Source organism: Promicromonospora xylanilytica, assembly GCF_054782895.1.
Map to the genome: position 1 here is coordinate 1 of NZ_BAAGRP010000062.1, position 22,831 is coordinate 22,831.

Annotated in this window: 19 protein-coding genes; 6 read left to right on the forward strand and 13 right to left on the reverse strand. The window is 66.3% G+C overall.

Going from position 1 to position 22,831, the window contains the following annotated elements; translation table 11 throughout:
• On the forward strand, window positions 1–994 hold a 994-nt coding region (locus tag ACYVK7_RS18430), incomplete at its 5' end, for a hypothetical protein (RefSeq protein WP_460889168.1).
• A 123-nt stretch (window positions 995–1,117) separates the two neighbouring features.
• Here the strand turns inward: ACYVK7_RS18430 and ACYVK7_RS18435 are convergent.
• The 4 genes from ACYVK7_RS18435 to ACYVK7_RS18450 are packed head-to-tail and all read right to left on the reverse strand — an operon-like array spanning window position 1,118 to window position 8,260.
• Entirely contained in the window at window positions 1,118–4,057 is a 2,940-nt protein-coding gene (locus tag ACYVK7_RS18435) for a type I restriction endonuclease subunit R (RefSeq protein ID WP_460889169.1), read from the reverse strand.
• Window positions 4,057–5,220: a restriction endonuclease subunit S gene (locus tag ACYVK7_RS18440; RefSeq protein ID WP_460889170.1), complete on the reverse strand. Its 1,164-nt coding sequence runs from the start codon at window positions 5,218–5,220 to the stop codon at window positions 4,057–4,059. The genes ACYVK7_RS18435 and ACYVK7_RS18440 overlap by 1 nt, the downstream gene beginning before the upstream one ends.
• Window positions 5,217–6,710: a type I restriction-modification system subunit M gene (locus tag ACYVK7_RS18445; RefSeq protein WP_460889171.1), complete on the reverse strand. Its 1,494-nt coding sequence runs from the start codon at window positions 6,708–6,710 to the stop codon at window positions 5,217–5,219. Before ACYVK7_RS18445 ends, ACYVK7_RS18440 begins: the two co-directional genes overlap by 4 nt.
• Window positions 6,707–8,260, reverse strand: coding sequence for a type I restriction-modification system subunit M (locus tag ACYVK7_RS18450; RefSeq protein WP_460889172.1), 1,554 nt, complete (start codon window positions 8,258–8,260; stop codon window positions 6,707–6,709). The genes ACYVK7_RS18445 and ACYVK7_RS18450 overlap by 4 nt, the downstream gene beginning before the upstream one ends.
• Window positions 8,261–8,477: 217 nt before the next feature.
• On the opposite strand from ACYVK7_RS18450, the gene ACYVK7_RS18455 reads away from it, so the two are divergent.
• Window positions 8,478–8,729: a hypothetical protein gene (locus ACYVK7_RS18455; RefSeq protein ID WP_460889173.1), complete on the forward strand. Its 252-nt coding sequence runs from the start codon at window positions 8,478–8,480 to the stop codon at window positions 8,727–8,729.
• Between the two features lie 43 nt (window positions 8,730–8,772).
• Here ACYVK7_RS18455 and ACYVK7_RS18460 read toward each other — a convergent pair whose 3' ends face one another.
• From ACYVK7_RS18460 to ACYVK7_RS18500, 9 genes are all read right to left on the reverse strand, one after another.
• On the reverse strand, window positions 8,773–9,333 hold the full coding sequence (locus tag ACYVK7_RS18460; RefSeq protein ID WP_460889174.1) for a hypothetical protein: 561 nt from the start codon (window positions 9,331–9,333) through the stop codon (window positions 8,773–8,775).
• Window positions 9,330–10,322, reverse strand: a complete 993-nt coding sequence (locus ACYVK7_RS18465) for a hypothetical protein (RefSeq protein ID WP_460889175.1) — start codon at window positions 10,320–10,322, stop codon at window positions 9,330–9,332. Before ACYVK7_RS18465 ends, ACYVK7_RS18460 begins: the two co-directional genes overlap by 4 nt.
• Window positions 10,323–10,387: 65 nt before the next feature.
• Window positions 10,388–10,648: a hypothetical protein gene (locus tag ACYVK7_RS18470; protein ID WP_460889176.1), complete on the reverse strand. Its 261-nt coding sequence runs from the start codon at window positions 10,646–10,648 to the stop codon at window positions 10,388–10,390.
• A gap of 15 nt (window positions 10,649–10,663) precedes the next feature.
• Window positions 10,664–11,374 (reverse strand): hypothetical protein, encoded by a 711-nt coding sequence (locus ACYVK7_RS18475; RefSeq protein WP_460889177.1) that lies wholly within the window; start codon window positions 11,372–11,374, stop codon window positions 10,664–10,666.
• Window positions 11,371–13,761, reverse strand: coding sequence for an FtsK/SpoIIIE domain-containing protein (locus ACYVK7_RS18480; RefSeq protein WP_460889178.1), 2,391 nt, complete (start codon window positions 13,759–13,761; stop codon window positions 11,371–11,373). Before ACYVK7_RS18480 ends, ACYVK7_RS18475 begins: the two co-directional genes overlap by 4 nt.
• 744 nt (window positions 13,762–14,505) lie before the next feature.
• Window positions 14,506–15,504, reverse strand: a complete 999-nt coding sequence (locus ACYVK7_RS18485; RefSeq protein ID WP_460889179.1) for a hypothetical protein — start codon at window positions 15,502–15,504, stop codon at window positions 14,506–14,508.
• Between the two features lie 34 nt (window positions 15,505–15,538).
• The gene (locus ACYVK7_RS18490; RefSeq protein WP_460889180.1) at window positions 15,539–15,757 is read right to left on the reverse strand and encodes a hypothetical protein; all 219 of its coding nucleotides are present in this window, start codon (window positions 15,755–15,757) and stop codon (window positions 15,539–15,541) included.
• A 54-nt stretch (window positions 15,758–15,811) separates the two neighbouring features.
• On the reverse strand, window positions 15,812–16,741 hold the full coding sequence (locus ACYVK7_RS18495) for an inositol monophosphatase family protein (protein ID WP_460889181.1): 930 nt from the start codon (window positions 16,739–16,741) through the stop codon (window positions 15,812–15,814).
• Between the two features lie 10 nt (window positions 16,742–16,751).
• Complete coding sequence (locus ACYVK7_RS18500) at window positions 16,752–17,795, reverse strand: hypothetical protein (RefSeq protein WP_460889182.1); 1,044 nt, start codon at window positions 17,793–17,795, stop codon at window positions 16,752–16,754.
• A 474-nt stretch (window positions 17,796–18,269) separates the two neighbouring features.
• Here ACYVK7_RS18500 and ACYVK7_RS18505 point away from each other — a divergent pair, with 474 nt between their 5' ends.
• From ACYVK7_RS18505 to ACYVK7_RS18520, 4 genes are read left to right on the forward strand one after another with little or no spacing between them, the layout of a single operon-like run.
• On the forward strand, window positions 18,270–18,587 hold the full coding sequence (locus ACYVK7_RS18505) for a hypothetical protein (protein ID WP_460889183.1): 318 nt from the start codon (window positions 18,270–18,272) through the stop codon (window positions 18,585–18,587).
• The gene (locus ACYVK7_RS18510) at window positions 18,532–19,752 is read left to right on the forward strand and encodes a hypothetical protein (protein WP_460889184.1); all 1,221 of its coding nucleotides are present in this window, start codon (window positions 18,532–18,534) and stop codon (window positions 19,750–19,752) included. Before ACYVK7_RS18505 ends, ACYVK7_RS18510 begins: the two co-directional genes overlap by 56 nt.
• Window positions 19,749–21,788: a phosphoketolase family protein gene (locus tag ACYVK7_RS18515; protein ID WP_460889185.1), complete on the forward strand. Its 2,040-nt coding sequence runs from the start codon at window positions 19,749–19,751 to the stop codon at window positions 21,786–21,788. Before ACYVK7_RS18510 ends, ACYVK7_RS18515 begins: the two co-directional genes overlap by 4 nt.
• Window positions 21,785–22,819: an enolase C-terminal domain-like protein gene (locus tag ACYVK7_RS18520; RefSeq protein ID WP_460889186.1), complete on the forward strand. Its 1,035-nt coding sequence runs from the start codon at window positions 21,785–21,787 to the stop codon at window positions 22,817–22,819. The genes ACYVK7_RS18515 and ACYVK7_RS18520 overlap by 4 nt, the downstream gene beginning before the upstream one ends.
• Window positions 22,820–22,831 lie beyond the last annotated feature (12 nt).

Consider the following 22,831-nt stretch of genomic DNA (forward strand, 5'->3'; position numbering starts at 1 on the left):
ATCACCGAGATCGCCGCAGCTGCACTCGTCCTGCTCCACCTTCAACGCCCCGTCAGCGAATGAGGCGAGAAAACCTCAGTGGGTTGTCGATCTTGATTGGATTGATCGGTGGGAACGGGCTCAAGAGAGTTGTCCAGGCTGCGGCGTGACCTGCGAAGTGGAAACTGCGCCACGGGTTACCGTCGATCCGGATGATCCCGCCCTGCGCGACGACAACTTCACGCAGCTTGTCTGGTACCACACCAGCACGCAACCGGACTGGCCTGCGCGAAACTTCGATCCGGCTGCGAAGCTGACCGAGCTGACCAGGCAGAGGATGGGCGGAGACGATCACGTCGCCCGGTGGGTCCAACGTCAAAGAGCCAAGGCCCTGCACGTCGGCACCTACGAGGCAGCTGTACACAACATGCTGCGACGAATCGACGATCAAGCCGATCACGGCCGCCAGTTCTATCTCTACCGCGTCCACCTCACACCCATGATCACGGTGCGTGAAGGCTGGCTAGTTGACCCCAGCAACTTCGTAGGCGACGTGGTGCTGGACAGGGTGTGCCCGCCGGGAATAGATGTTGCCCGATATCTGAACTACCACGAGGATCCCGGCGGGCTCTCCCTCGCGCTCAGCCGGGCCGCAATCGCCTCAACACAACAGATCGCGATCCCGTCGCTTGCAAGCGAGGATTCCAGCTGGGTCGCTACCGCCGTGGGCGAGCTCGAGAAGGCCACCGTGACACCGCTGCCTTCCGCAGGGTCTCGGCCAATCGGTAAGTTGAGCGCGCCGTCTCCCAAGAGCAGCAGAGCACTCGCGCTGGCCGCCTCGCTCGCACAGCGGCTACCCGTGAACCTGCGACGGCAGTTCGAGGCCGCCGCCGCGTTCAACGACATTTTGGAGCCCGAGGAGTGGGCCAGGTACGTCATGGGCCTTATGAACTTGCTTCTCGCGCCCGAGCAAGTTGTGGCCGGACTCAACGAGGAGAACGTTCGATACCTTTGAGCTACCTGCGCTTACCCAGTCGATGGAGCGCACTGTGCGGCACGATCGCGAACGGATCGTGCCCCGTGCTGGCGCTGTCCTCACGGCGCCGAGCACGATTCACCGCCGCTCACACTTGAATCGTCAGTAGTACTCCCGGACGTAGCCCAGCGCTCGCTCGAATACGTCGTGGTCGCGGATCTTGAACTTGACGTACAGCGTCTTACGCAGTCCCTGCTGAACGAGCCGGTCCCCTTCTGTCGTCTTCTGCCAACCCTCGAAGCGGATCGCACGGACCACTTCGTCCACCTCGGCGACGATGCGCTTGGCGATGACAGGGGTGTCGTCGCTCTCAAGGGACTCGAAGAGCTCGGTGAGCGCGGCCTTCCCCCGCTCCTCCCGAGGGACCTCCGCCTCCGCCTTCTCGGCTGCGATGGTGTCCCGAGCGAGCTCGAACAGTTCCTTAAGGAATTCCAGCGATGCCTGCTGCGAATGCTGATACTTCTCACGCAGCTGCTGGAGGCGCAACCCAAGCTGGACGAATGCCGGGTTGCCGACATGCTTGGCGATGCGGGCAGTGATCCACTTCTCGACCTCTGCCGGATCGACGTCCTTGCGCTTGCCTGTCATGAGGTCTTCGATGACCTGTGCGTCCAGGACGATTGTCTCCAGGTCGGTCCTGGGGACCTCGACGTGCACGTGCTCATTGATGAGTTCGAGCGTCTTCGCGCCCAGGGCGTGCCACACCAGGCGTCCGGCAGTGTCCGGCGCCTGGACGGACTGATAGACGTCCGTGAGCCAGCGGTAGTCAGCCTCGTGCTCGTCGAGGATCGGGTCCGGTGAGAGCGTCTCCCAGAGCCGGGCGACGATGCTGTACGCGGCACCGAACGCGTCTCTTGCTGCATCGGTGGTGAGCGCGGCCTGCGCACCGATGAGCCCCTCGTATCCGCCGACGGTGCGGTCGATGCCGGGAAAGAACGTGAGCGCAGCAGCGATGGCTGGCGCAAGCTGGTCACGCAGCGTGTCGATGTTGGAGATCATCTGCTCGACGGATTTGTCGTCGAACTCGAAGGCCCCCGCGACGTCGTCGAAGATTCCGAGGTAGTCGACGATCAGGCCGTGTGTCTTGGCAGGCGGGTAGACGCGGTTGGTGCGGCAGATCGCCTGGAGCAGGTTGTGGGCCTTGAGGGGCTTGTCGATGTACTGCGCGTACAGGATCGGCGCGTCGAAGCCCGTGAGGAGTTTCGCGGTCACGATGAGGATCTTCAGCGGGTCGGCAGAATCGTTGAACCGTGCCGAGATCCGCTCGAGCTCGTCGCGTCCGGGAGTCCACTGCTTCCATTCCGCGGGGTCCCTACGTCCCTTGGACATGACGACGGTCGACGCATCGGGACCGAGCAACTCATCGAGTTCGTTCTTGTAGGCCACGCATGTGGCCTTGTCGTAGACGACGACCTGCGCCTTGAAGCCCTGCGGCTCGACCTTCTCCTGGAAATGGAGCGCTATGTCCGCTGCGATCGTGCGGACCCGTTCGGGCGCCTTGATCAGCGCCTCCAGGGATGCGGCTCCCTTGGAGAGAGTGATCTTGTCGTCCTCGGTCAGCCCGTGCTGCTCGGCGAGCTCGGCGAAGGCCTCGTCGATCGCCTCCTCGTCCAGGTGGATCTCGGAGAGTCGTGGTTCGAAGTGCAGTGGCAGTGTCGCGCCGTCGCGGATGGAGTCCGAGTAGGTGTAGCGCGACAGGTAGCCACCAACGTCCTCCTCCGAACCGAACCAAGCGAAGGTGTTGCGATCGCGGCTGTTGATCGGCGTGCCGGTCAGGCCGAAGAGGTACGCGTTGGGCAGCGCGCCTCGCATCTTCCGCCCAAAGTCGCCCTCCTGGGATCGGTGCGCCTCGTCGACCATCGCGATGACGTTCTTCCGGTCGTCGAGAACACCCGGCACCTCGCCGAACTTGTGGATGGTGGTGATGATGACCTTCCGCGCGCCGGCACGCAGTAGGGCCTGGAGCTCGGTACGGGAGTCGGTCGAGACAAGGTTGGGTACATTCGAGGCGTTGAACGTCGAGGTGATCTGCGTGTCCAGGTCGATCCGGTCCACCACGATCAACACCGTCGGGTTCGTCAGCGCCGCCATCGCCCGCAACTTCTGAGCGGCGAAGACCATCAGCAGCGACTTTCCCGACCCCTGGAAGTGCCAGATCAGGCCGCGATTGACCTTACCGTGCAGCACCCGCTCCACGATCAGGTTGGTCCCCTGTAACTGCTGGAACCGCGCGATGATCTTGATCTTGCGATGCCGCTTGTCGGTCGCGTACAGAGTGAAGAACCTAAGGAAGTCGAATATCGCGTTCGGCTCCAGCACCCCGGCCACGGCCTGCTTCACCACATCGAGCCCCAGCAAAGCCATCGTCGGACTGGCGTCAGCCGACGCATTTTCACGCCACGGTCCCCACAGTTCAACAGGCATCCCGACCGAGCCGTAGCGGAAGTCCTTGCCCTCGGTGGCGAAGTTCAGCACGTTCGGGACGAAGAACGCTGGGACGTTGACCTCGTAGTCCTCGTCGATCTGCGCAGCGGCGTCGATCCACGTGTATGCCGGACGCACAGGCGATTTGGCCTCGCCGACCACGAGAGGGAGGCCGTTGCACCAGAGCACCAGGTCGAAGCGACGCTGGACCTGCCCCACGCCGTAGGTCACCTCGGTGGAGACGATCCAGTTGTTCGCGCTGACCTCATCCGCTCGGTCGAAGTCGAAGAACCGGATCGTGACGTGCTCACCGTCCGGCCCGAACGGCATCGACCGCTGCCCGGTCAACCACGCCGCGAACTCCTCGTTCGCCACCACCGGATTTGGCGTACTCCGCGCTGAGATCAATATCGCTCGAAGTTGGTAGAGCACTTCGTCGGCAAGCCGCGGATCCGCCGCGATCACCGGATTGAAGGTGATCAGCGACTCCTTGACCTGAGCTTCCAGGAGCACTTCATCGACCTTCCGCGGCAGTTCCTTGCCCGGCACGAACCGAAAGTCATCGGTCGCCACCAGATCTCGAACGAAATCCCGCACCGAGTTCGCTTCGTTGAACATCAGGCATCGCCTCCAAATATCTCAGCCCTCAGCACCCGGCCAAGATCAGTTGCTGCATCCAAGCGAGTTGCCTGTTCACGCCTCGGCTCACGCAAAGATTCGACTTGCCGCACAATGGTCTGTTGATCGGCCAGACTGGGCAGCGGAATGTTCACAGACTTCAGTTTCGCAGCGCTAATGTTTGCTTGGTCGACACCACGAGACACGTGGATCCGGATTCGCCGCTGCCCGAATCCGGAGTTGATGAAATGATTAAGGAACTCAGGGGCCAACAACTCATGGGCAGCCTTGAGCCGCACCAAGTACGAGGCGAAGACAAAGTTTTCCCCAAGATTGAAGATGCCCGATCGGCCAACCAACTCCGCCGTGTTTGTACGGTTGAAGAGAACATCGCCCTTGTGCACCCGGTACCTCGCGAACTCGCCATCACTGAGATCGCAGTACTTCAGGTCGTCGCCCACGACAGTGCCCGCACGCACGTTCGTCATACGCAACATCGGAAAGGCGCCGTCTTCACCAGCACGACTGGATAGGCCGTACTGACAGGTAACCAGAACCTCTCCAAGCGGGGTCTCAACGCCACCAGCGCGCTCAAGCAGAAAGTCCACGAGCGTCTGGACCGACGTGTCTGTTGCCAAAAGCAACGTCTGGGTCGCGTTCCGCTCGCGCTCCACTGCCCAAAGGAGGTCGGCGAGGCGCTGCTGTTCGTCGAGGGGTGGGAGGTCGAACTCCTGGACCTTCAGGTCACGCCAGTTGACGGTCGGTGAAAGCGAGCCAACCGAGATCGCGATGGCACGATCGAGGAAGCAGTCACTGGACAGGAAGATGGGCAGAAAGGTCGGGTGGATTACCTCAGGCCGGGCGCGCAGGACAAGGGCATGTGCCGAGCAGATGCCCTCGAACTCAGCCATTGCGACCTTCTTCTGGTACGCACGCCGCCGTCCGAAGATGACGTCGCCGGACTCGAAGCGCAGTTTCTGCGCTTCTACCTTGTCGGGGGTGTCCCACCGTTGGATCGTCAGAACGCCGGGGTCGAGATGCTCCAGACCCACATAGCGGTCGACGCCAGCTTTCGAGGGGTCATCGACCCGGTCTGTGACGTTCTCGATGACATCGCCGAACGCGAACGTCTTCCAAGTGGACCTGTCGAGGTTGAGGCTCACCGGGCGACCTCCATGCGAAGCATGGTGAGGACGGTGTCGATCGCGCCGTCGGCCACTCGTGCAGAGGCGCACCAGGCAGCCACTACGTCGTCGATGCCGCGAGTCTCGGTCGCCTCCGCGGACGGCACTCCCGCGACATATAAGGGAATGGCAAGGCTCCACGCTTTCTCGCCAATCTGATCGATGGTGGCGACGGCGGCGAATCCAGGCTGTTCGGTAAAGGCACCGTAGGCGTCGAGGATCTTGGATTGGTGAGACTCGCGGAGGAAGGACTGGGCCTGCTCGCGGGCCACCTCAGCGACGGCGTTGATAAAGATCACCTTTCCGGCCCGGTCAGCGGGCTTGGTCGCTCGCAGGGTGATGACGACGGCTTCCATCGGGGAGTTATAGAAGAGCCCCGGGCCCAGGCCGATTATGGCCTCCACCAGATCCGACTTGACCAACTTCTCTCGCAGGGCGGCTTCCTCACGGCGGAAGAGGACACCGTGGGGGAAGAGGATCGCGGCACGGCCGGTGATCGGGTCGAGGCTCGCGGCGATGTGCTGGAAGAAGGCGTAGTCAGCGCGGCCCTGCGGCGGAACGCCCCACGCGTTGCGACCATAGGGGTCGGCGGCGAACTTCTCACGATTCCAGGACTTGATGGAGTACGGCGGGTTGGCCAGGACGACGTCAAAAGTACGTAGGCCACCACGCGCGTCGAGGAGCTTTGGGATGGCGAGAGTGTCGCCATGTTCGATGCGTCCGTCGGTGATTCCGTGGAGGAACAGGTTCATCTTCGCGATGGCGGAGGTGCCGTAGTTGAGTTCCTGGCCGTACAGGCGAAGATTGCGCCATTCCTTGCCCGCTCGCTTCACTTCCGCAGCGGTGGAGATGAGCATGCCGCCGGTGCCGCAAGTGGGGTCGTAGACCGACTCGCCCGGCTCGGGCTGGAGCATCATGGTCATCAGGTGGACCAAGGTGCGGTTGGTGTAGAACTCCTGTGCGGTGTGGCCGGAGTCGTCGGCGAACTTCTTGATCAGGTACTCATACCCCTGCCCGAGCTCATCCTCGGGCAGGTTGACCACTGATAATGTCTTTGCGGAGAAGTGCTCGATCAGGTCCGCCAAGGTGGCGTCAGGGAGCAGGTTCTTGTTGGTCCAGTCTCCGTCACCGAAGACGCCAGCCAGGGTGTCGGGGTTGGCCTTTTCGATGGCCCGCATGGCGTTCTTCAGCGCACTGCCGATGTCCTTAGTGACCTCACGCAGCTCTCCCCAATGGGCACCTTCGGGGATGGCGAAGCGGTGGTTCTCCGGAAGGTCGGCAAGCTCGTCGTCCTGGTAGACAGCGTAGGCGGCGGCATGCTCCTCGTCGTACACATCACTGGTCCGTTTCAGGAAGACCAGCGGGAAGATGTAAGACTTGTAGTCGCCAGCGTCGATCAGGCCGCGTAGCAGCACCGCCGCACCCCACAGGTAGGACTCCAGTTCCTTCTGGGTAATCCGGGCGCTCATACCGTCACCGCCTTGGTCTCGACAGACTCGACCGGCGATACCGGCTCGGGGCCGAGGCCCCACTTGGCGAGCTCGGCCCCCAAGGCTGCGCGGGTCTGCTTCGCCTTGGCATTGGCTGCTTCGAGTTCGGTCAGGGCCTGCTCCAGGGTGATCTGCTCGCCGGAGTCGGCGGGCTCGACGTACAGCGGGATATTGAGGTTCCACCCCTGAGCCTCGATGTCGGCAATGCCGACCACCTTCGCCAGACCCTCGACGTCGACGTATGCCTGGTAGGCCTTCAGGATCTCCTCGGCGCGCTCGGGTTCGAGGGTGTTCTGTTTCCGGCCGCGCTTGAACAGCGACTCCGCATTGACGAAGAGGACCTGGTCGCGCTGGTCATCCGGGCGCCGGCGGCGCAGGATCAGGACACAGGCAGCAAGGCCGGTGCCGTAGAACAGGTTCGGTGCCAGGCCGATGACTGCCTCGACGAACCTCCCTTTCAGCACGTGCTCGCGGATGCGGCCCTCAGCGCCCTGGCGGAACAGGGCTCCCCGCGGGAGGACCACCGCGACCCGGCCGCCAGCCGGGGTCGCGGAGGTCAGCATGTGTTGGACCCAAGCCCACTCGGCATATCCCTTCGGTGGCACACCACCCAGTTCGTTACGGCCGTAGGCGTCGCTCGCCCACGCCTCGTGGCCCCAGTTCTTCAGCGAGAAGGGCGGGTTGGCGATGACGTTGTCGAAGGTGGCCAGGCGGCCGCGGTCGAAGTAGACCGGGTCACGCAGGGTATCGCCACGCTTGACCTGGAAGTCCTCCACGCCGTGCAGCAGCAGGTTCATCCGAGCGATCGCCGACGTAGTGAGCACCTTCTCCTGACCGTAGAGTCGCCCCAGGAGGGTCTGAGCATTGCCACCTGCGCGCTTGACGTGCTCGATCACCTCGATGAGCATCCCACCCGTCCCGCACGCGGGGTCGTACACCGACTCACCCTCCTGCGGATCGAGGATGTTGACGAGCAACGCGACGACCGACCGCGGGGTGTAGTACTCGCCGGCCTTCTTGTTGGACTGGTCCGCGAAGCGCTTGATCAGGTACTCGTACGCGTTGCCGAGCACGTCCGGTGCGACGTCCGCGTTCGAGAGGCCTCGGGTCGAGAAGTGCTCGATCAGATCCTTGAGCTTCAGGTCGGGCAACTTGTCCTTGTTGCTCCACACCGCCGTCGTACCGAAGATCCCGTACAGATGCTTCTGGTTGGCCTGCTCGATCTCACGGAAGGCAGTCGCGAGGGCCTGCCCGACGTTCTCCGAACGAGCCCGGATGTCTTCCCACCCGTGCCCTTTGGGAACGACGAAGCGGTGAAACTCCTGCAGTGCGGCGTACTCGTGGTCACCGTCTGACTCTGCCAGCGCGGTCGCGTACTCCTCGTCGTACACGTCGCTGATCCGCTTGAAGAACATCAGCGGGAAGATGTATGCCTTGAAGTCGGCCTGGTCAATACTACCTCTGAGCAGGTCGGCTGCCTTGGCAAGGTACTGCTCGACCTCGGCAAGCGTGAGGCGGGTGGTCGTCACTGGTCTCCCATCTGGGGTTTCATCGTCACGGTACCTGGTACCGCAGACAGGGCGGCCTACACATCGCGCACATTCACCCGTCCCAGCGGGTGAGGACGACATCGACCATGCCCACGGCCATGGCTTCGACCAGGACCGCCTGCGCATCCGGCGCCCGTGAACCGAGTCTTTCTGCTGCCACCTTCAGCCATCGCCGCTCGCCTACGCACGGGGCATCTTGTCGAGGACAGCCCATCCGATCGTTGCGTCGATCAAGGCGGGTCGGTCGAAGACCGCGCAAGAGAGCTACCTGTCGAACGGCTGCGGAAGTTGCGACGCGCTGTACGAGGCGTTCGGGCTCAGTGAGGACCTCGTCGGTGTGCAGGCGAACGGGACCCTGGGCAGCCTTCCAGTCCTCGCAGAGATCGACCGTCCCGAGATCGAGCGGATGTTGCTCGCGGCCGAACGCGATGGCCTCGACAGCGATTGAGAGCTGGCCGGCCGGCAACGCCGGGCCCGTAGAACACAAAGAGTCACACAGCGGCCGGTGCGTTGCGACCCGCAACCTCATAGGGTGACGGGCCCGGATCTGCGAGTGCGGTCCAATCTCCGAAGGTTGGGACGTCGATCCAATAGGACGGCCTCGCAGCATCTGTCAGCTCGATGAAGTTTTCCTGGCCGGTGGCGACGTCCTCGGTAGTGAAGTCGCCGGTCCCGTCGGGACGCGCCGAGGCGCGAACGTCGAGGATTGCCTCGCTGCTCCGATAGATGCGGGTGTCGTCCGGGTAGGTCCAATCGATGGTGATCCAGCGCCAGAGCCGTCCGTCGATCAACTCCCAGTCGACGGTGCGCCACGTGCTTCCCGCCTCGGTGAAGAACCGCACCCTGGCTCCGACACCTCCCCAGCCGATGGCCCATCGCGCACGCGGACGATCCCCGGCGTCAACCACATGCGCGTCGACCACGTCCAGGCCGCCTGGACGCTTTCCCAGGAAGTGCTCGCTAGCGCCTTCGTTAGTGAGCCACTCGTGGCCAGGCGTCGGCTCGTGCGTCGTGTGGCTCCAACTGGTGGTGTACCAGACATCGCCAGTCATGCGGAATCACCTCGGGCTTCTGGAGTCTTGAACTCTCGGATCTCGATGTCGTTCTTCGCAGCGTAATCCACGAGCCACCGAGGAATCGGCTCTACTTGTGGCGGCACGCCGAGAACCATGTCACCGGCTAACGGCTGGCCGATCAAGCTGCGAAGTCTTCCAAGTTTGGTCTGGTTGCCCGTCGTCGACGCGACGATAAGATCAGGACGTCCCGGCCGGTACTTCTTGAGGAGTTCGTCGACATAGCCCCTCGCAGTCTCGGCCTTGACCAAGGCGAGCTGCGTGTACTTCAGCGAGACGACTTCTCGACGGCTGAGGGCGTCCACGCGGAACTGCCGCTTGGTCGTGCCGTCGTCTGCGAGGTTGTTGATCGTCACCTCGCTCGCCGGGTACAGCGTGTAGACCTCGTGGTTGAACGCGCTCCCACGCAGCACGGGCCGCATGTACTCGGGGACGTCGGGCTCGTCGGCGGCAGCACGGTAGAACGCGGCCTTCTGAGCGCTGGTACCGCCCTTGGGGAACCTGCGCCAGACCCGCTGCCACCGCTCCTCCTCGGCGGGCGTGAGCTTGTCGATCGCCCTCTGCAGATCGTCGCTGATCGGGTCGAGGTCGTCGATCTCGGTTTGCAGATGTGTAGGAGCCCAGCTGCGACCGCCGTTGCGCCAGTACTCGGCCATCGCCGGCGTAAGAGTGCCCGCGACGGGCTTGCCTGCGGCGACGTCGGTGACGGCCTGCTCCGACCACGCGACGCCCAGAAGCTGGGCGCGTCGGAGTTGCTGCACTGCGCGGAGAAGCTCCGATCGAGCAGCGCCGACACCTTCGGCCGCGGTCCTGATGTAGGGATCGTTCGGGCCAGCAAGGATCAATGTGTCTCGCCAGCGGGCGCACTCGTCGATCCAATGGAAGAGGGTTCTCTGGTCAGCGCCGATGCCCTGGTCGAGTTCAGTGACCAGGGCTTCGGCGAGTCGTTGCAGGTCGGACTGGGCCACTGGCCACCTCCTTCGTTCCGGGTTCGTGCCCGGCGATGGCCGTGGTCACCCCGAGTGAGTGTCGTTCAGACCTGCTGAGCGAACTTCTCGCAGCGGTCCGCGGCTGCGAGCAGCGCGGCGGACGCCTGCTCTGCGGCGCGGCGCGCTTCCTCAAGAACGCCAGCGATCTCGACGTCGGCCTTGGTCGAGGTGCCGGAGATGAGACTTTCGACCTTGGCGATGTGCCCGGAGAACCGGTCCTGGAACTGGCTCAGGCTCCCGCCAGCGGTCTTGGACTCACTGGCGATCTGGGCGAGCTGGGCCTTGAGATCGGTGACTTGCGACATGACGAAGGTCCCCTTCTATCGGTTCTTGCGGCGGCCCGTACGGGCCAGGACGACGACGCCGGTCAGCCCGGCGGCCGGGAGCAGGATCGTGGCGAGGATCGCATCCAAGGTCAGCCACATGACAAGGACGATGATGAGCCCGATGCCCGCGACGACTGCCGTCGGGACGAGGCCGCGACGCCGCGCCAGGACCCCTGCGAGGCAGACGGTGATCGTCGCTCCGAGCGTGGCGAACACGTTGGCGCCGACCGCGGAGAGCACCACCCAGGTCAGGATGGTCGCGACCACCACGACCGCCACGGTGACGAGCCTGGTTCGACGCGAGGCCGCCTGCCCCCGAGCGACGGCCAGCGCGGCGGACGTGTCGGTCAGGCCGGATCGGATCTCGGTCATTACGAAACGGATCGATCCAGCATCCTCGACCTGTGCGACGAGGTCTGTGCTCCCGGCTCCCTGCGGCTGAACGTCCACCTGCTCCAGGACGGTCCGGGCGAGCTCCTCGAGTGCGGGCAGGCCGGCGGCGAGCTCGTCGCGATCGCTCTCGGCGCCGGCGACTCGTTCTCGGGCCGCGGCAAGCTGCTGGTCGCGCTCCTGGTCGCGCTGTCCGATCTCGTCCTCGGCCTGGGCGAGGGCTGAGGCAAGGTCGCCGAGCCCGGCTCGGTAGCTGGCCCAGTCGTCGACGACGTCGGGCGCCTGGGCCGCAGCCCACGGGTTCGAGGCGGTCATCGGACGCCACCTTCGGGAGCCTCGGAGCGGATGTGACGCGCGACGTGCTCGACGTCGTCGGCCGTCAACGGCGCGAAGGGCACCACCTGGACGGGCTCGGGTCCGATGCCATCCCAGACCAGCGCCCGCGCGGGCTCGGACGCCCAGGTCAGCAGCGGCATGCCCAGGGCGGAGCGGACGCCGTCGACGGGGTGGCGCAGGAAGACGTACCCGGTCAGGTTCGCGTGGTCGTACCCGAGCACGTCAGTCACGGCGTGCAGGCGGTTCCACCAGCCGAACGTGACGATCCCGGCGGACGGCCCGCGGCGTACGACGTCGTCCAGCGCGGCGGCCGGGGTCTCGAACAGGCCGGGCGGGGCCTCCTTGAGACCGGACAGAGCGTGCAGACCGATCGTGACCAGGAGCGTCGGCCCGTCGACGGCGTCGGAGGCGATCTGGGTGCGCAGCTCCATGATCCGACCCGTGATCGCCTCCGGGGTCTTCAGATGCTCGACGTCAGCCCCGGCCGCCCACAGCACCTCGACCAGTGCTCTCGTGCCTTCGTCGGCCACCGCGTCACTGGCCCGACCCGCCGCGGTGGGGGCCAAGAGGACGACCTTCGGCCGCGCCTGCGGTGGTGCGGACAGGATCGTGGAGAGCACCAGGCCGGTCAGGACGCCCACGCCCTCGGCCGGTCCGTCGCCGAGCACGAGCACTCCGGCACCTGGTTCGGGTCGCACGGGAATGGCGGCCGGCGTCTCGGTGACCGCCACGGGCAGGCCGGCCCACGCCGCGACGCCGTCCGGTCCGGCGACGGGCAGCTGCCGGGCCAGCGCGGTAGGCAGGTGGGCGGGCTGGGCCAGGTGGAAGACGCGCGGCGGGACGGCGACGGAACCACCGGCCCGCTGCCACAGGTCGCTGCGCAGAGCGGCGAGGATCTCGTGGTCGGCGTAGGCGACCTGTGCGCGCAGGTTGTCGTCGTGCGCGCCGTAGTTCGCGTTGACGATGACTTGCCCGCGGAACTCCAGCTGCGCGGCGGCCAGGTTCCCGGACCCGAGGATGACCTGGGAGTCGGCAGCCGTGGTCTTCAACGCCAGCCGCAGAGGGATCTGCCCGAGGATCGCGTCGCGTTTCGCAGTCAGCCGCGCGGTCCCGTCCAGGGTCTGGGTCGCCAGGATCAGGTGCACCCCGTAGGCGCGCCCGAGTCGGGCCAGGCGCTCCAACAGGGTCACCGCCTCGGTGGCGAGGTCATCGTCGCCGTCGACCAAGACCTGGAACTCGTCCAGGACCACCAGCAGGCGCGGTGGTCGGTTCGGTCCGGCCGGCAGGTCGGAGATGTCGACGGCGTCATACGCCTTGAAGACCTCCGAGCGGCGCGCCAGTTCTTCGGTCAGGTGCCGCAGGACCGCGACACCGAACGTGCGGTCGGCATGGATGCCCAGGACCTTGGCGTGCGGCAGGAAGACGTCCCGGCCCGTGGCTGGGCCGAGGCGGGCGAACTCCACACCGTGCTTGAAGTCCAGCAGGTACATCTCCAGGTCGTCTGGCGAGTACCGGGCGGCCAGGCCGTGGATCACGGTCAGCAGCAGGTTCGACTTGCCCTGCCCGACCGCGCCCGCGACCAGCAGGTGCGGCAGCGGCGGGTTCGCCGACCGGAGCCGCACCACCACCGGGTCGGCGTCCGCGAACCCGAGCACCGCCTCGAGGCCGTCGCCGACCGGCGTCCACCAGCGGTCACGAGGCGGAAGGGTCTCGGTGAACGGGATCGTAGGCAGCTCGGCTGCCTCGGTGCGTGCGACGACGGCGTCGCACACCGCGGTGACCTGCCGGATCGGGTCGTCACGAAGGACAGGGACGCCCGGAAGCTGATCGGCGACGAGGAGGTCGCCGGTGGTGACGACGGCGTCCAGATGGTCCAGCAGCAGGTCGGGGTCGACGCCAGGCGCGGCGTCGGCGGAGTAATCGAAGGTCACCAGCAGCGCGATCCCGCGGCTGGCGCCGGAGGTGGCGAGCCGCAGCAGGTCCTGGTTCGACCGTTCGTCGATCCCCCGCGGGTAGTCCAGGACGACGACGACCCGGTGCGGGTCCGCCCGCCGTGACCGAGCCTGCAGTTCAGCGAACCTGGTCAAACCTGCCTGCGCCATCCGCGTCGCCCGCGCTGAAGACGTCTCGACCAGGCTCGACAACATCGGCCGCAGACCCGAGAGGTCATGCACCGCCGGGGCCACGACCTGAGGAAAGCGACGGGTGACGCCCCCGAGTACGCCGACCGTGCCAGTGACCTGCGGATCGAACGTCTCGACTCGCACGCCGAACGGCTCCGAGGCAGTGGCCAGCCGCAGCACGGCCTGCTGCACCACCTGCAGCGCCGCCTCCCGGTCCTCGGGCTGCCAGGTCTCATCATCCACGGCGGGCATCACCGCCCAGCCAGCCGTCCCGAGCAGCGGGAGCACGACCGGGACGTCAGTCGCATCCAGAACGCCGACACGGACGCTGCCCGGCCAATGTGCTCCGGCCGGCGACCCGCCTGCGGCCCACACCTCGTCGCTCGGATCACTGCCTGCCGAACCTGGGGCGAGGCGGTCCGCAGCCAGCCGCAGGCCAGGAGCCATTGCCGTGTACGCCTCCCCCGCTGCCGCGGTCTCCGGACCAACCGATGCATCGTCGGCTCGCTCGACGTCGTTCAGCGCTCGACGTGCCTGGGCAACCTCAGAGTCCATGACGTGCTGCCCGTCGAACCCGAGCTGCCGGGCTGCGCCTGCCAGCGCACGCAGGTGCGCTTCCAGCTCGCGCACCGATCGTGCGTCCTGCACAGGGATGACGCCTGCGGCTTCCGTGCTCGCCGGAACCTGGTGACTCACGTGCCCAACCGCCCCCTCGTGTCGTCTCCCTGCCACGTGCCGGGCCAAGAGTTCCACACGACTGTTGCCCGGTCGATGCGAACCGCGCAGATTGCCGGTTGTCGTCCCTAGATTGCCCTGGCTTGGCGGCCCGTCATCGACGGATGATCGCGATTGCGGCCCGGGTCGAGCAGGTGACACAACCTGTGGCACTTGCGTCGCGCCTGATCACGGGATCGTTCTGTCAGGGACGGAGGTCTCACGAGAGCCCTCGCTGCGATCGCTCCGCATTGGCGCTGAATGGGAAACACCCTATGCGTCGTCCACCTGCAGCTTCACAACCGCGCCGGGACCAAACAACGGCTCTTGTAGGGCGGTTCGCCGCCGCCACAATTCGAGCGCCCCATCGGGGTCTCCAACCCAGGCAGGCATTTCACGGCTGAAGCCCCAGCTTGCTTGCTGGCCGACGCGGAGGGAGTCGGACGCCGTAATCTCCAAATCGCCCCGAAAGTCCGTCGCCCGCAGGTAAGCGTAGATCGCTTGCTCGGCGAAAAGTCGCGCAATGCTACCTGCGCTGCCCTCAGGACCAGGTGCGTTCCGGGACCACAAGTCGCGGACGTGGCTCAGCATCTCCTGAGCCTGAGCCTGAGCCGGCGATGGCCATGGTTGCGATGCCCAGCGAAGGCGGTCCTGCCCGTCTGGGCAGCCAGCTAGACAAGCCCACGGATGGGCGATCCACCAGACTTCGTCGAGCGCTGCCTTTCGAGAACTGCCCTCGAGGAGCGAGCGCGCAGCATAGGCTGACACGGCGGTAAATCCGTCCGCACCCGGCGCGAGCGCATCGACGCAAGATGCACCGCTGTACGAGGACCCGCCGACGAGCGGGTTATAGAACACGTAGACCGGGTTAACTCCGGCTGCCTCGGCAGCCGCTATGAGCTTGTCAACCTGCGGACGGTTCTGGGAGCTCCTGTAGCCAACGTCATAGCCGTTCGATTTGAACTTCTTCGCCTGGACGTAGAACGAGAACCACCCTCGCTCGCCTCCGACGCACCAGATCCAATCCGCGCCGCGAACACCCTCATCGGCCTGGGTCAGCATCGTAATGTCCAACTGGTGACCCAACTGGTTATGAAGATTTAGCAGCACAGTCTCCGTGATAGTTGTCTCGTGCTGAGGGATCCCTGCGTCATCGCCTTGTGCGATGCGCAGTCCCAACTGGCATGCTTCGAGCACCAGAGCTTGGCGGAGGCGCTGCCGTTCGTCCGCGCCGGGCCGGAGAGGGCGCGTGTTACTCGACGAGGCGGGCATGAGAGACATTCTCCGCAGGACACCCTGTCCTGCGCTACGGGGACACGGCACCATGCAAGCGCTCGTCGTCGAACTCGGCTGCACGCGCCGACGTGCGACGACCGAAGCCGACCTCTAGAACGACCTCACCGCTGAGAGCGCCACGATCATCGCTACCACATCTCGCCAAGCCACCCTCGCCCGCGCCGATCGCGTCGTCGTCCTGCACGCCGGATTCCAGGTCGACGTCGGGCGGTGGGCCGACCTGCGGCATCGGTGGGGGCACCTCGCCGGGTGATGCGACGACGGCACGAGGACCGTCTGCGTTCTACCGGTCGATCACCGCGAGAAGCTCTTGAGCGAGACCCGGGTTGCCGGCGGCGATGAACTTGCGGCGTTCGCCCATGGTCCTGTTGATCTCGGCAAGATCGTTGAGCCCGTAGTCCAGGGCGATCGGGGCGCCGTCAAGGTCGATCGTCGTACCGCCAGCGGCGTGCAGGACGTAGTGCCCTGGTGACAGGTCCCAGGCGGCGAAGCCCTTGGCAAACTCGACGGTAGCGTCGGTGAAGCCGGCAGCGACGTGGCACAGGCTGATGGAGCCGAAGTCGACCCCGATTCGGCCACGGGCCTTGCCGTCAGATCCCGGTGCGCCGAGTGCCTCGAAGAAGCGGTGCTGGCCCGCGAGCGGGGCGAAGCGCTCGGCCGGACGCATGAAGTAGTTCGTCACGAGGGCCCTGGTCAGGTCGGCGTCCGACGGACGGCTCAGCGGGTACTGATCGCCGTCGGTGGTGATCAGGCAGGCCCGGTCGGTGCCGTCGTCGTGCAGCGCTGCGACGTAGAGGCGGACGTGGTGGAAGACGTCGCCGACCACCGCCACGACGGGCCGTCGACGTGAGCGGGAGTAGACCAGGACGTGGGTATAGCCGTGCAGGGCGCGGACTGCCAGCTCGCTGGTGTCCAGGGGGTCGACGAGCACGCACAGGTCCGGGTCGGGGTCGTCGCCGATGACCTGCGGCTCGTCTTCTTCCGAGGCGTAGATGAACGACGGGAGGAACTCGGCCAGGCCCTCCTGGTAACGCTGGTGCGCCCACAGGTCGTGGTCGGACAGGAAGTTGCCCTGGTGGCGCAGGTTCTCGTTCTCGCCACGGTCCCTGCTCAGGGCAGCTTCAAGCAGGCGGGGGCGGATCTCGGACAGGAGGGCGTCGACCAGGTCGACGACCTGCCGAGCCAGGTTCGGCAGCGGGCTCTCAACGGTCATGGGTCGCCTTCTATCGCAGTTCGAGCGGGGGTTCGATCCCGGGCGGGCTCATCGTCGCAGCGATGAAGACGGCCTCGAAGTCCGCCGCGCGCATGATCGCCGCGCCGGTCAGGTCATCAAAGCTCGACACGGCAAGGCCGCGGTCCTTCGTCATCGCGCCGAACACGGCGAAGTACAGCTCGGCGCCCGGGTAGCGGGCGCGAACCTGGCGGGCGAGGTAGCCGATCACGTCGGCGTGCTTGACCTCGAAGTCGCAGATCACGATCGTCGGCGCGTCACGGGTGTCGGGGAAGAACGAGGCGTCGTCCAGGTCGATGCCGTCACGTACCTTGTTGCAGCGGAGGTAGCCGATCGGGCAGCGGGAGAACCGAGCCGATGACAAGAACGTCGCCATCACCAGGCCCGCCTCATTCACTCCGAAACAGATGTCCACCTCCAGCCGCTTGCCGACGTTCTTGATCTGCACCGCCAGACGCTCGACCCCGTACCCGAACGTCGACCACTCAAGGTCCAGGAGTTGGCCTGGCTGCGGGTTCGCGAGCGGGAAGACCTGGATCTCGGGGTTGCCGTACTCGATCGTGGGCACCGTCAACGTGAACTCGCGACCGACCTGGTGCGGAGCGGTCGTCCTGGACGGCTCTCCCTGTGCGGTGCTGGGTCGCGGCATGCCGTTCGTGGCGCCAACGCGCGATGGTGGCCGGCCGACTGCCACCTGCTTGAGCGCCAGCTGGTCCTCGATCGGAAGCCGCTCGTAGGCCTCCGCGATGAGTTCGGCAGGATCGAGCAGATCCTCGGCGACCCCGAGGGGCCCCTTCCCGTACGCGACACACAGAACCAGAAGCCCCGACATCGACGGCGGAGATCCTTGTCCCCGACCTCGGGCCCATGACTCCCACGCGTTGATCGTGGTGCCGCCCAGGCTCGTCTGATGGCCCGTGACCTCGTTATACCGCGCGGCCGCCTGGTCCTGGGACAAGCCCGCCGCATAGCGGTGCGCCTGCAGACTCGGCACGTCCGGATACTCCGCCATCAGCTCGATCGCGGCGGCTCGCACCGACCCCAGCTCCGACCACAGCCGCTTCCCGTGCGCGGCCAGCTCGCGGCCACGTGCCTGCGGCGAGACCTTGGCTCTCCGGGAAGGAGACGTGCTCATCGAGCCAGACGACGAACTCATGGCCTCTCCCCCGTGACGTCACCAGAACTGGCGTCACCATACCCATCACGATGGGCAATGTCAGTGGGAACGGTGCGTTTTCACAGGTCAGCCGCACCCACCAACCCGACCGCCAGCCGATTGCTCAGCAGGTGTGCCGCTGATCCCCGCGCTGCGAAGGTTGAGCAACGCCGCGTCGGAACGGCACCAGCCGACTCAGTAACACAGGAGTGTGTCACTCGAACCCTGGTGATCGATCCGAAGGTGGACCATGGCGGCCCGCAGCACCCGCGGACCGGGAACCGATGGACGGCGACGCCGCCCGCGCCTCGAAGGGGAAGCGATGACCGCACAGCACGTAGTGGGAGCTGCGCGGTGAGCGTGCCCGGGCCGGTCGCAGTCGGCTACGCCGCCGCCAGCAGCCCGGCGGAGATGTATCGCCAGCACGAGGTGATCGAGGACCACGCGCGTGCCGAGGGCCTGGCTCTGGCACAGATCGTCACCGACGCACGCGACGCACTCACCATCGGGCAGGTGGTCGAGGCCGCCCGACACTACGGCGCCTCCGTGGTCCTGGTGCCCGCTGACGCGGCCCTTGCCGACGCCCGAAAGGGACTCAACCAGCAGCTCTCCGAGCATGGGGCCGCGTGCATCGTTCTGCCGGTCCAGCGACCTTCACCGGCTTCCGGGTAGCTCTCAGTCGCGCGACCCATCGTCCAACAAGCTCCGCTCGCGTCCGTTCCATCCGAACCGAAGGGTGAGTACGTTGCACACAACCACGCAGAGCGCCGAGGCCACCCGCCTCGGCATCGACACCGTCGAGAGGCTGTCCCGCACAACGGGCGTGCCACGCGAAGACGTGCTCTTGATCGCGATCAACCTGTTCGGGATCTCCAGCAACGTCCCGAGGCACCGCGCACGAGTCCGCATCCGGCTGGACGGCGCGCCGGACCCGGCGTGGATGGCCATAGTCCCGCTCAACGTGACTGGGTCGCCCTTCACCCTGAGCGGCGAGGACCTCTTCCTCGACGGCGCGCACGTCGCCGGCGTGGACCGGATCGACGCGGACGACGCCGTCGGCGGCTACTTCCGCAACGGCGGCGCGGCGGCCACGCTCAACCCGAACGCGCGCAGCCGGTGCGTCGGCTGCGCCTTCTGCCCGAACACCCTCGAGGCCGCTGCCGACCCGCGGATGGCCGAAGAGACCGCCCTGGCCGCCCTGTTCGATGCACTGCACGAGCAGCACCCTCGCCAAGACCTGAGCGAGCTTCGCGAGATAACGGTCTCCACAGGCTGTTTCGAGCACGAGGAGCCCGCCGTCGAACACCTCGTCAGCCTCCGGCGCGAACTGGGTCGGCGGGGCGTCGATGCCTCGATCGGATTTCTGACCTCGGTCATCACGAGCGATGCAGGCTTTCGGCGGCTGGCCCAGGAGGTCACGCCATTCATCCTCCGTCTGACGATCGAGTGCCTCGGCCGCCGCTCCATGATGTTGAAGGCCAGCAAGGCGATGCTTACCCCTGACGCGATGCCGGGGGTTCTCGCCCGAGCCGCCGCCGTAGGGCTCGACACGTCGTTCACCTACATCGTCGGGCTGGACGATCACGAGGTCCTTCGTGCGGGGCTGGAGGATCTGGTCCCGCACGTGACGCGGTTCCCCAACTTCCAGGTCTACCAGGCGCACAACGCGATCATGGAAGGGCTGCGGACACCAGGAGCCGACGACGTCGCCTACTACCTTCGTGCGCGGACCATCATCGAGGAGGCGTTCGCGAGCAGCGACCTGCGGCCTCAGGCGTGGGAGGGTTATCGGCCGCTCTGGTACACGACGTTCGCTGGCGAACGTCTCGTCGCATGAGGCAGTCGACGACGGAGCTTGCCGAGGTCCTCTGGCGGGCGATCACGTACGTCTCCGTAGCGCAGCTCCATCTCTCAGACAACGTGACCGGCCACCGGGTCCTCGTGCGCAGCGACATCAAGCCTGCGCCCTCTGGCCACTGGGGAACCGTTCCCGGCGTGGCCTGGATCCTCGCTCACCTGGCGCTCCTGGAAGACAGCCTGCCGCAGGTCACACCGGTCATCGGGCCGGGTCACGCGGGTGTCGCGCAGCTCTCGCTGGCCTGGCTCACCGGAGACCTGGAGCGGAGCCGCTCGCGGTACACGCGCACGGCGGAAGGTCTCCGTTCGCTCGCCCGCGATTTCCCGGACGTCGATGGCCTGGGAGCCGAGGTCTCGCCGCTCCTTCCCGGCGGTGCGTACCAGGGAGGGCGTCTCGGGGGTGCGCTGGGATTTGCCTGCGGTCTGGCCCGCGGGCTGGGCTCGGCTGAACGAGTGGTCGTGCCGATCGTCGGCGATGGAGAGTGCGAGACACCGGCGACGGCTGCGGCCTGGATCGCGATGGCGGAGCAACCGGGAGCGGTACTTCCGATCGTTCACGTCAACGGATTCCGCATGGGTGGCCGCTCAGTGCTCGGCACTATGTCCGACAGCGAACTGGTCCGGTACTTTGCCTCGCTGGGTCGCCGCGTCGCGATGGCCGATCTCGACGGCGATCCAGCAACCGCTCACAGCAGGTTTCGTGCCCAGCTCGGTCGGGGACTCCAGGACACCGCCGAGGGTGTGCCGACGACGGTCGTTGTCCGGTGCAGCAAGGGATTTACTGGTCCAGAGCGCCTGCGGGGCGCAGTCCTCGCCGGGACGAGTGCCCTGCACAAGACTCCGTTGACCGAAGCCGCCCGCGACGAGGACGAAGCTGACGTACTCCGGGAGTGGCTTGCGAGCTATCGGCCACGGGAGCTCTTCGATCTCGAGGGCGAGCCCATCGGTGACCTGCGTGCGGCGCTCAGCGATGTCGACCTTGCCACCTGGGAGGCTCCACAGTCCGCGTCCCCGATGATTCGCCGGCCGCACCGCGCCGAGCCCTCGACCTTCGCCGAGGCGACAGCGTCGACTCTGCGTAGGTTCGCAGAGCAGCGAGAGCTGTGGGTCGTGAGCCCTGATGAGCTGGCCTCGAACCGGCTCGCCGTCCTCGAGCGGGAGTCTTGGGTCACTGAGCTGCTCGCCGAGGAGGTCCTTGTCGACATGCTCGCCGGCTGGACGGCGTCGGGCCGCGGCGGGCTCTTCGTCTCGTACGAGGCGTTCGCAACGCAGGCCGCCGCCGCGCTCATCGCCCACCTCAAGGCCCGACGGATCGCGAGGCCGGGGCGCCCGAGCCTGAACCTGCTGCTCACGTCGTACGGGTGGCACAACGTCTACACGCATGGTGATCCCTCGCTGGCGACGCTCCTGCTCGCAACCGGCGACCCGGCAGTGCGGGTCTACATGCCTGCCGACCCTGTCCGGACGGCGCGGGTGCTCGACGCGTCGCTGGGCTCCACCGACCGCTGCAACGTGATCGTCGCGGGCAAGCACACCCGCAGGAACTACTCGGTAGCGACGGTCAGCGAGGAGCTCGAGCGTGGGCTCGCCGTCTGGCCGGATCTCAGCGACGAGAGCGAGCCGGACCTCACTGTGGTCTGCCTCGGCGACGTATCGGCCGACGTCGTGCGTCGTGCCGTGCCGGTGCTCCGTTCCGAGCTGGGCGTTCGAGTCAGGACCGTCGCGGTCCTCGACTTGACCGTCCTCGGTACCCCGGAGCGATGGCCGAACGGCCTGACCGATGGCGAGTTCGACGACTACTTCGGCACGAGCTCCGCCCTCCTGTGCGTGAGCCTGGGGCACGCTTCAGCGGTCTGGGGGCTGCTCGCGGGCAGGACTCGTCGACCGTGCCAGGTCATCGGATGGGCGGAGCCACCCGGACCTTCATCCCAGGAGGCCCTGGCGGAGCAGCAGCGGATGACGGTCCGAGGCGTTGTCGAGGCCGCGTCGGCGCTCATCGTGGGAGCCGCACGATGACGCGCCAGATGATCACCGACGTCGGTGTCGTTGACCTCTTCCGATGGGCCGGGCCAGGTGACCGGAGCCGATTCGTCAAGGTCGTCGGCGAGTCCGTGACGGGTTGGTACGGACCCGTGGCCGACGACGTGGCGCGCTACGTGGCGATCCGGCTTCGGGACCTCGTGACCGGGATCGACGTCCATGACCACGTTGCGGTTCTCGCGGCGCTCATCGCAGACCCCGTCCTGGGACCCGCTGAGGCGACGGTGCGGTCGTGGGCGATCGGGGCCGTCGATTGTGCGGTCTGGGACGCGCACGGTACAGCCGCCGACCTCCCCGTCGCAGCGTTGCTCGCCGCGACCCCTCGGCGTGACGTCGCCCTCTACTCCTCGTGGCTGACCCTCGACATCGACCACCCGGCGTCGGCGTCGGCAGCGGCTCGCGTCAGCGCTCAGGGCTGGCGATTCACCAAATGGTCGGCACGCCGAGCACTCGGCGAATCCGTGGACTCCGTTCACGAACGGATGGCCCGGTTCACCACGGCGGCAGGCGCACGGTGCGCGTTCGACGCGCTCTGGACGTGGGACGAACCCTTCCTCGCCTCGGTATCCGAGGCCGTCGACGGATGGTCCGACCTGATCTGGGTGGAGGAGCCGACACCCGCCGGACAGGTCCCCGCCACCGACGGGCGCATACCGCTCGCGCTCGGCGAACGGCTCAGAATCGACCAGCCACCGACCGACGTCCTGTCGGCAAAGGGCCTTGAGGCCCTCGTGCTCGACGTCGTCGGATGCGGCGGACTGACCAACGCAGTCCGTGTCGCCGAGGCCGCGAAGCGAGCGGGCGTTCCTGTTATCCCCCACGGCCGATCCCTCATGCCAGCTCTCCAGTTGGCTGCAGGGTTCCCGTCCGCAGTGCCCGTCGTCGAGTACCAGATCCAGTGGGAACCGAGACGCCAGGCCCTCTACGAGACCCCCTTCGTCCCGACCGCTGGAGCAGCGTCGATCTCCAGCGCGGCCGGCATCGGTACCAAACCAAGGAGCGCATGATGCCCTCTATCG

What these genes read in the sequence shown, in the direction of transcription:
- ACYVK7_RS18435 (WP_460889169.1), bottom strand. Translation starts at nt 4,057, where the DNA reads ATGTTCAACGAAGCGAACTCGGTGCGGGATTTCGTTCGAGATCTGGTG.
- ACYVK7_RS18445 (WP_460889171.1), bottom strand. Translation starts at nt 6,710, where the DNA reads ATGAGCGCCCGGATTACCCAGAAGGAACTGGAGTCCTACCTGTGGGGT.
- ACYVK7_RS18460 (WP_460889174.1), bottom strand. Translation starts at nt 9,333, where the DNA reads ATGACTGGCGATGTCTGGTACACCACCAGTTGGAGCCACACGACGCAC.
- ACYVK7_RS18470 (WP_460889176.1), bottom strand. Translation starts at nt 10,648, where the DNA reads ATGTCGCAAGTCACCGATCTCAAGGCCCAGCTCGCCCAGATCGCCAGT.
- ACYVK7_RS18475 (WP_460889177.1), bottom strand. Translation starts at nt 11,374, where the DNA reads ATGACCGCCTCGAACCCGTGGGCTGCGGCCCAGGCGCCCGACGTCGTC.
- ACYVK7_RS18485 (WP_460889179.1), bottom strand. Translation starts at nt 15,504, where the DNA reads ATGCCCGCCTCGTCGAGTAACACGCGCCCTCTCCGGCCCGGCGCGGAC.
- ACYVK7_RS18490 (WP_460889180.1), bottom strand. Translation starts at nt 15,757, where the DNA reads ATGCCGCAGGTCGGCCCACCGCCCGACGTCGACCTGGAATCCGGCGTG.
- ACYVK7_RS18495 (WP_460889181.1), bottom strand. Translation starts at nt 16,741, where the DNA reads ATGACCGTTGAGAGCCCGCTGCCGAACCTGGCTCGGCAGGTCGTCGAC.
- ACYVK7_RS18510 (WP_460889184.1), top strand. Translation starts at nt 18,532, where the DNA reads ATGGGGCCGCGTGCATCGTTCTGCCGGTCCAGCGACCTTCACCGGCTT.
- ACYVK7_RS18515 (WP_460889185.1), top strand. Translation starts at nt 19,749, where the DNA reads ATGAGGCAGTCGACGACGGAGCTTGCCGAGGTCCTCTGGCGGGCGATC.
- ACYVK7_RS18520 (WP_460889186.1), top strand. Translation starts at nt 21,785, where the DNA reads ATGACGCGCCAGATGATCACCGACGTCGGTGTCGTTGACCTCTTCCGA.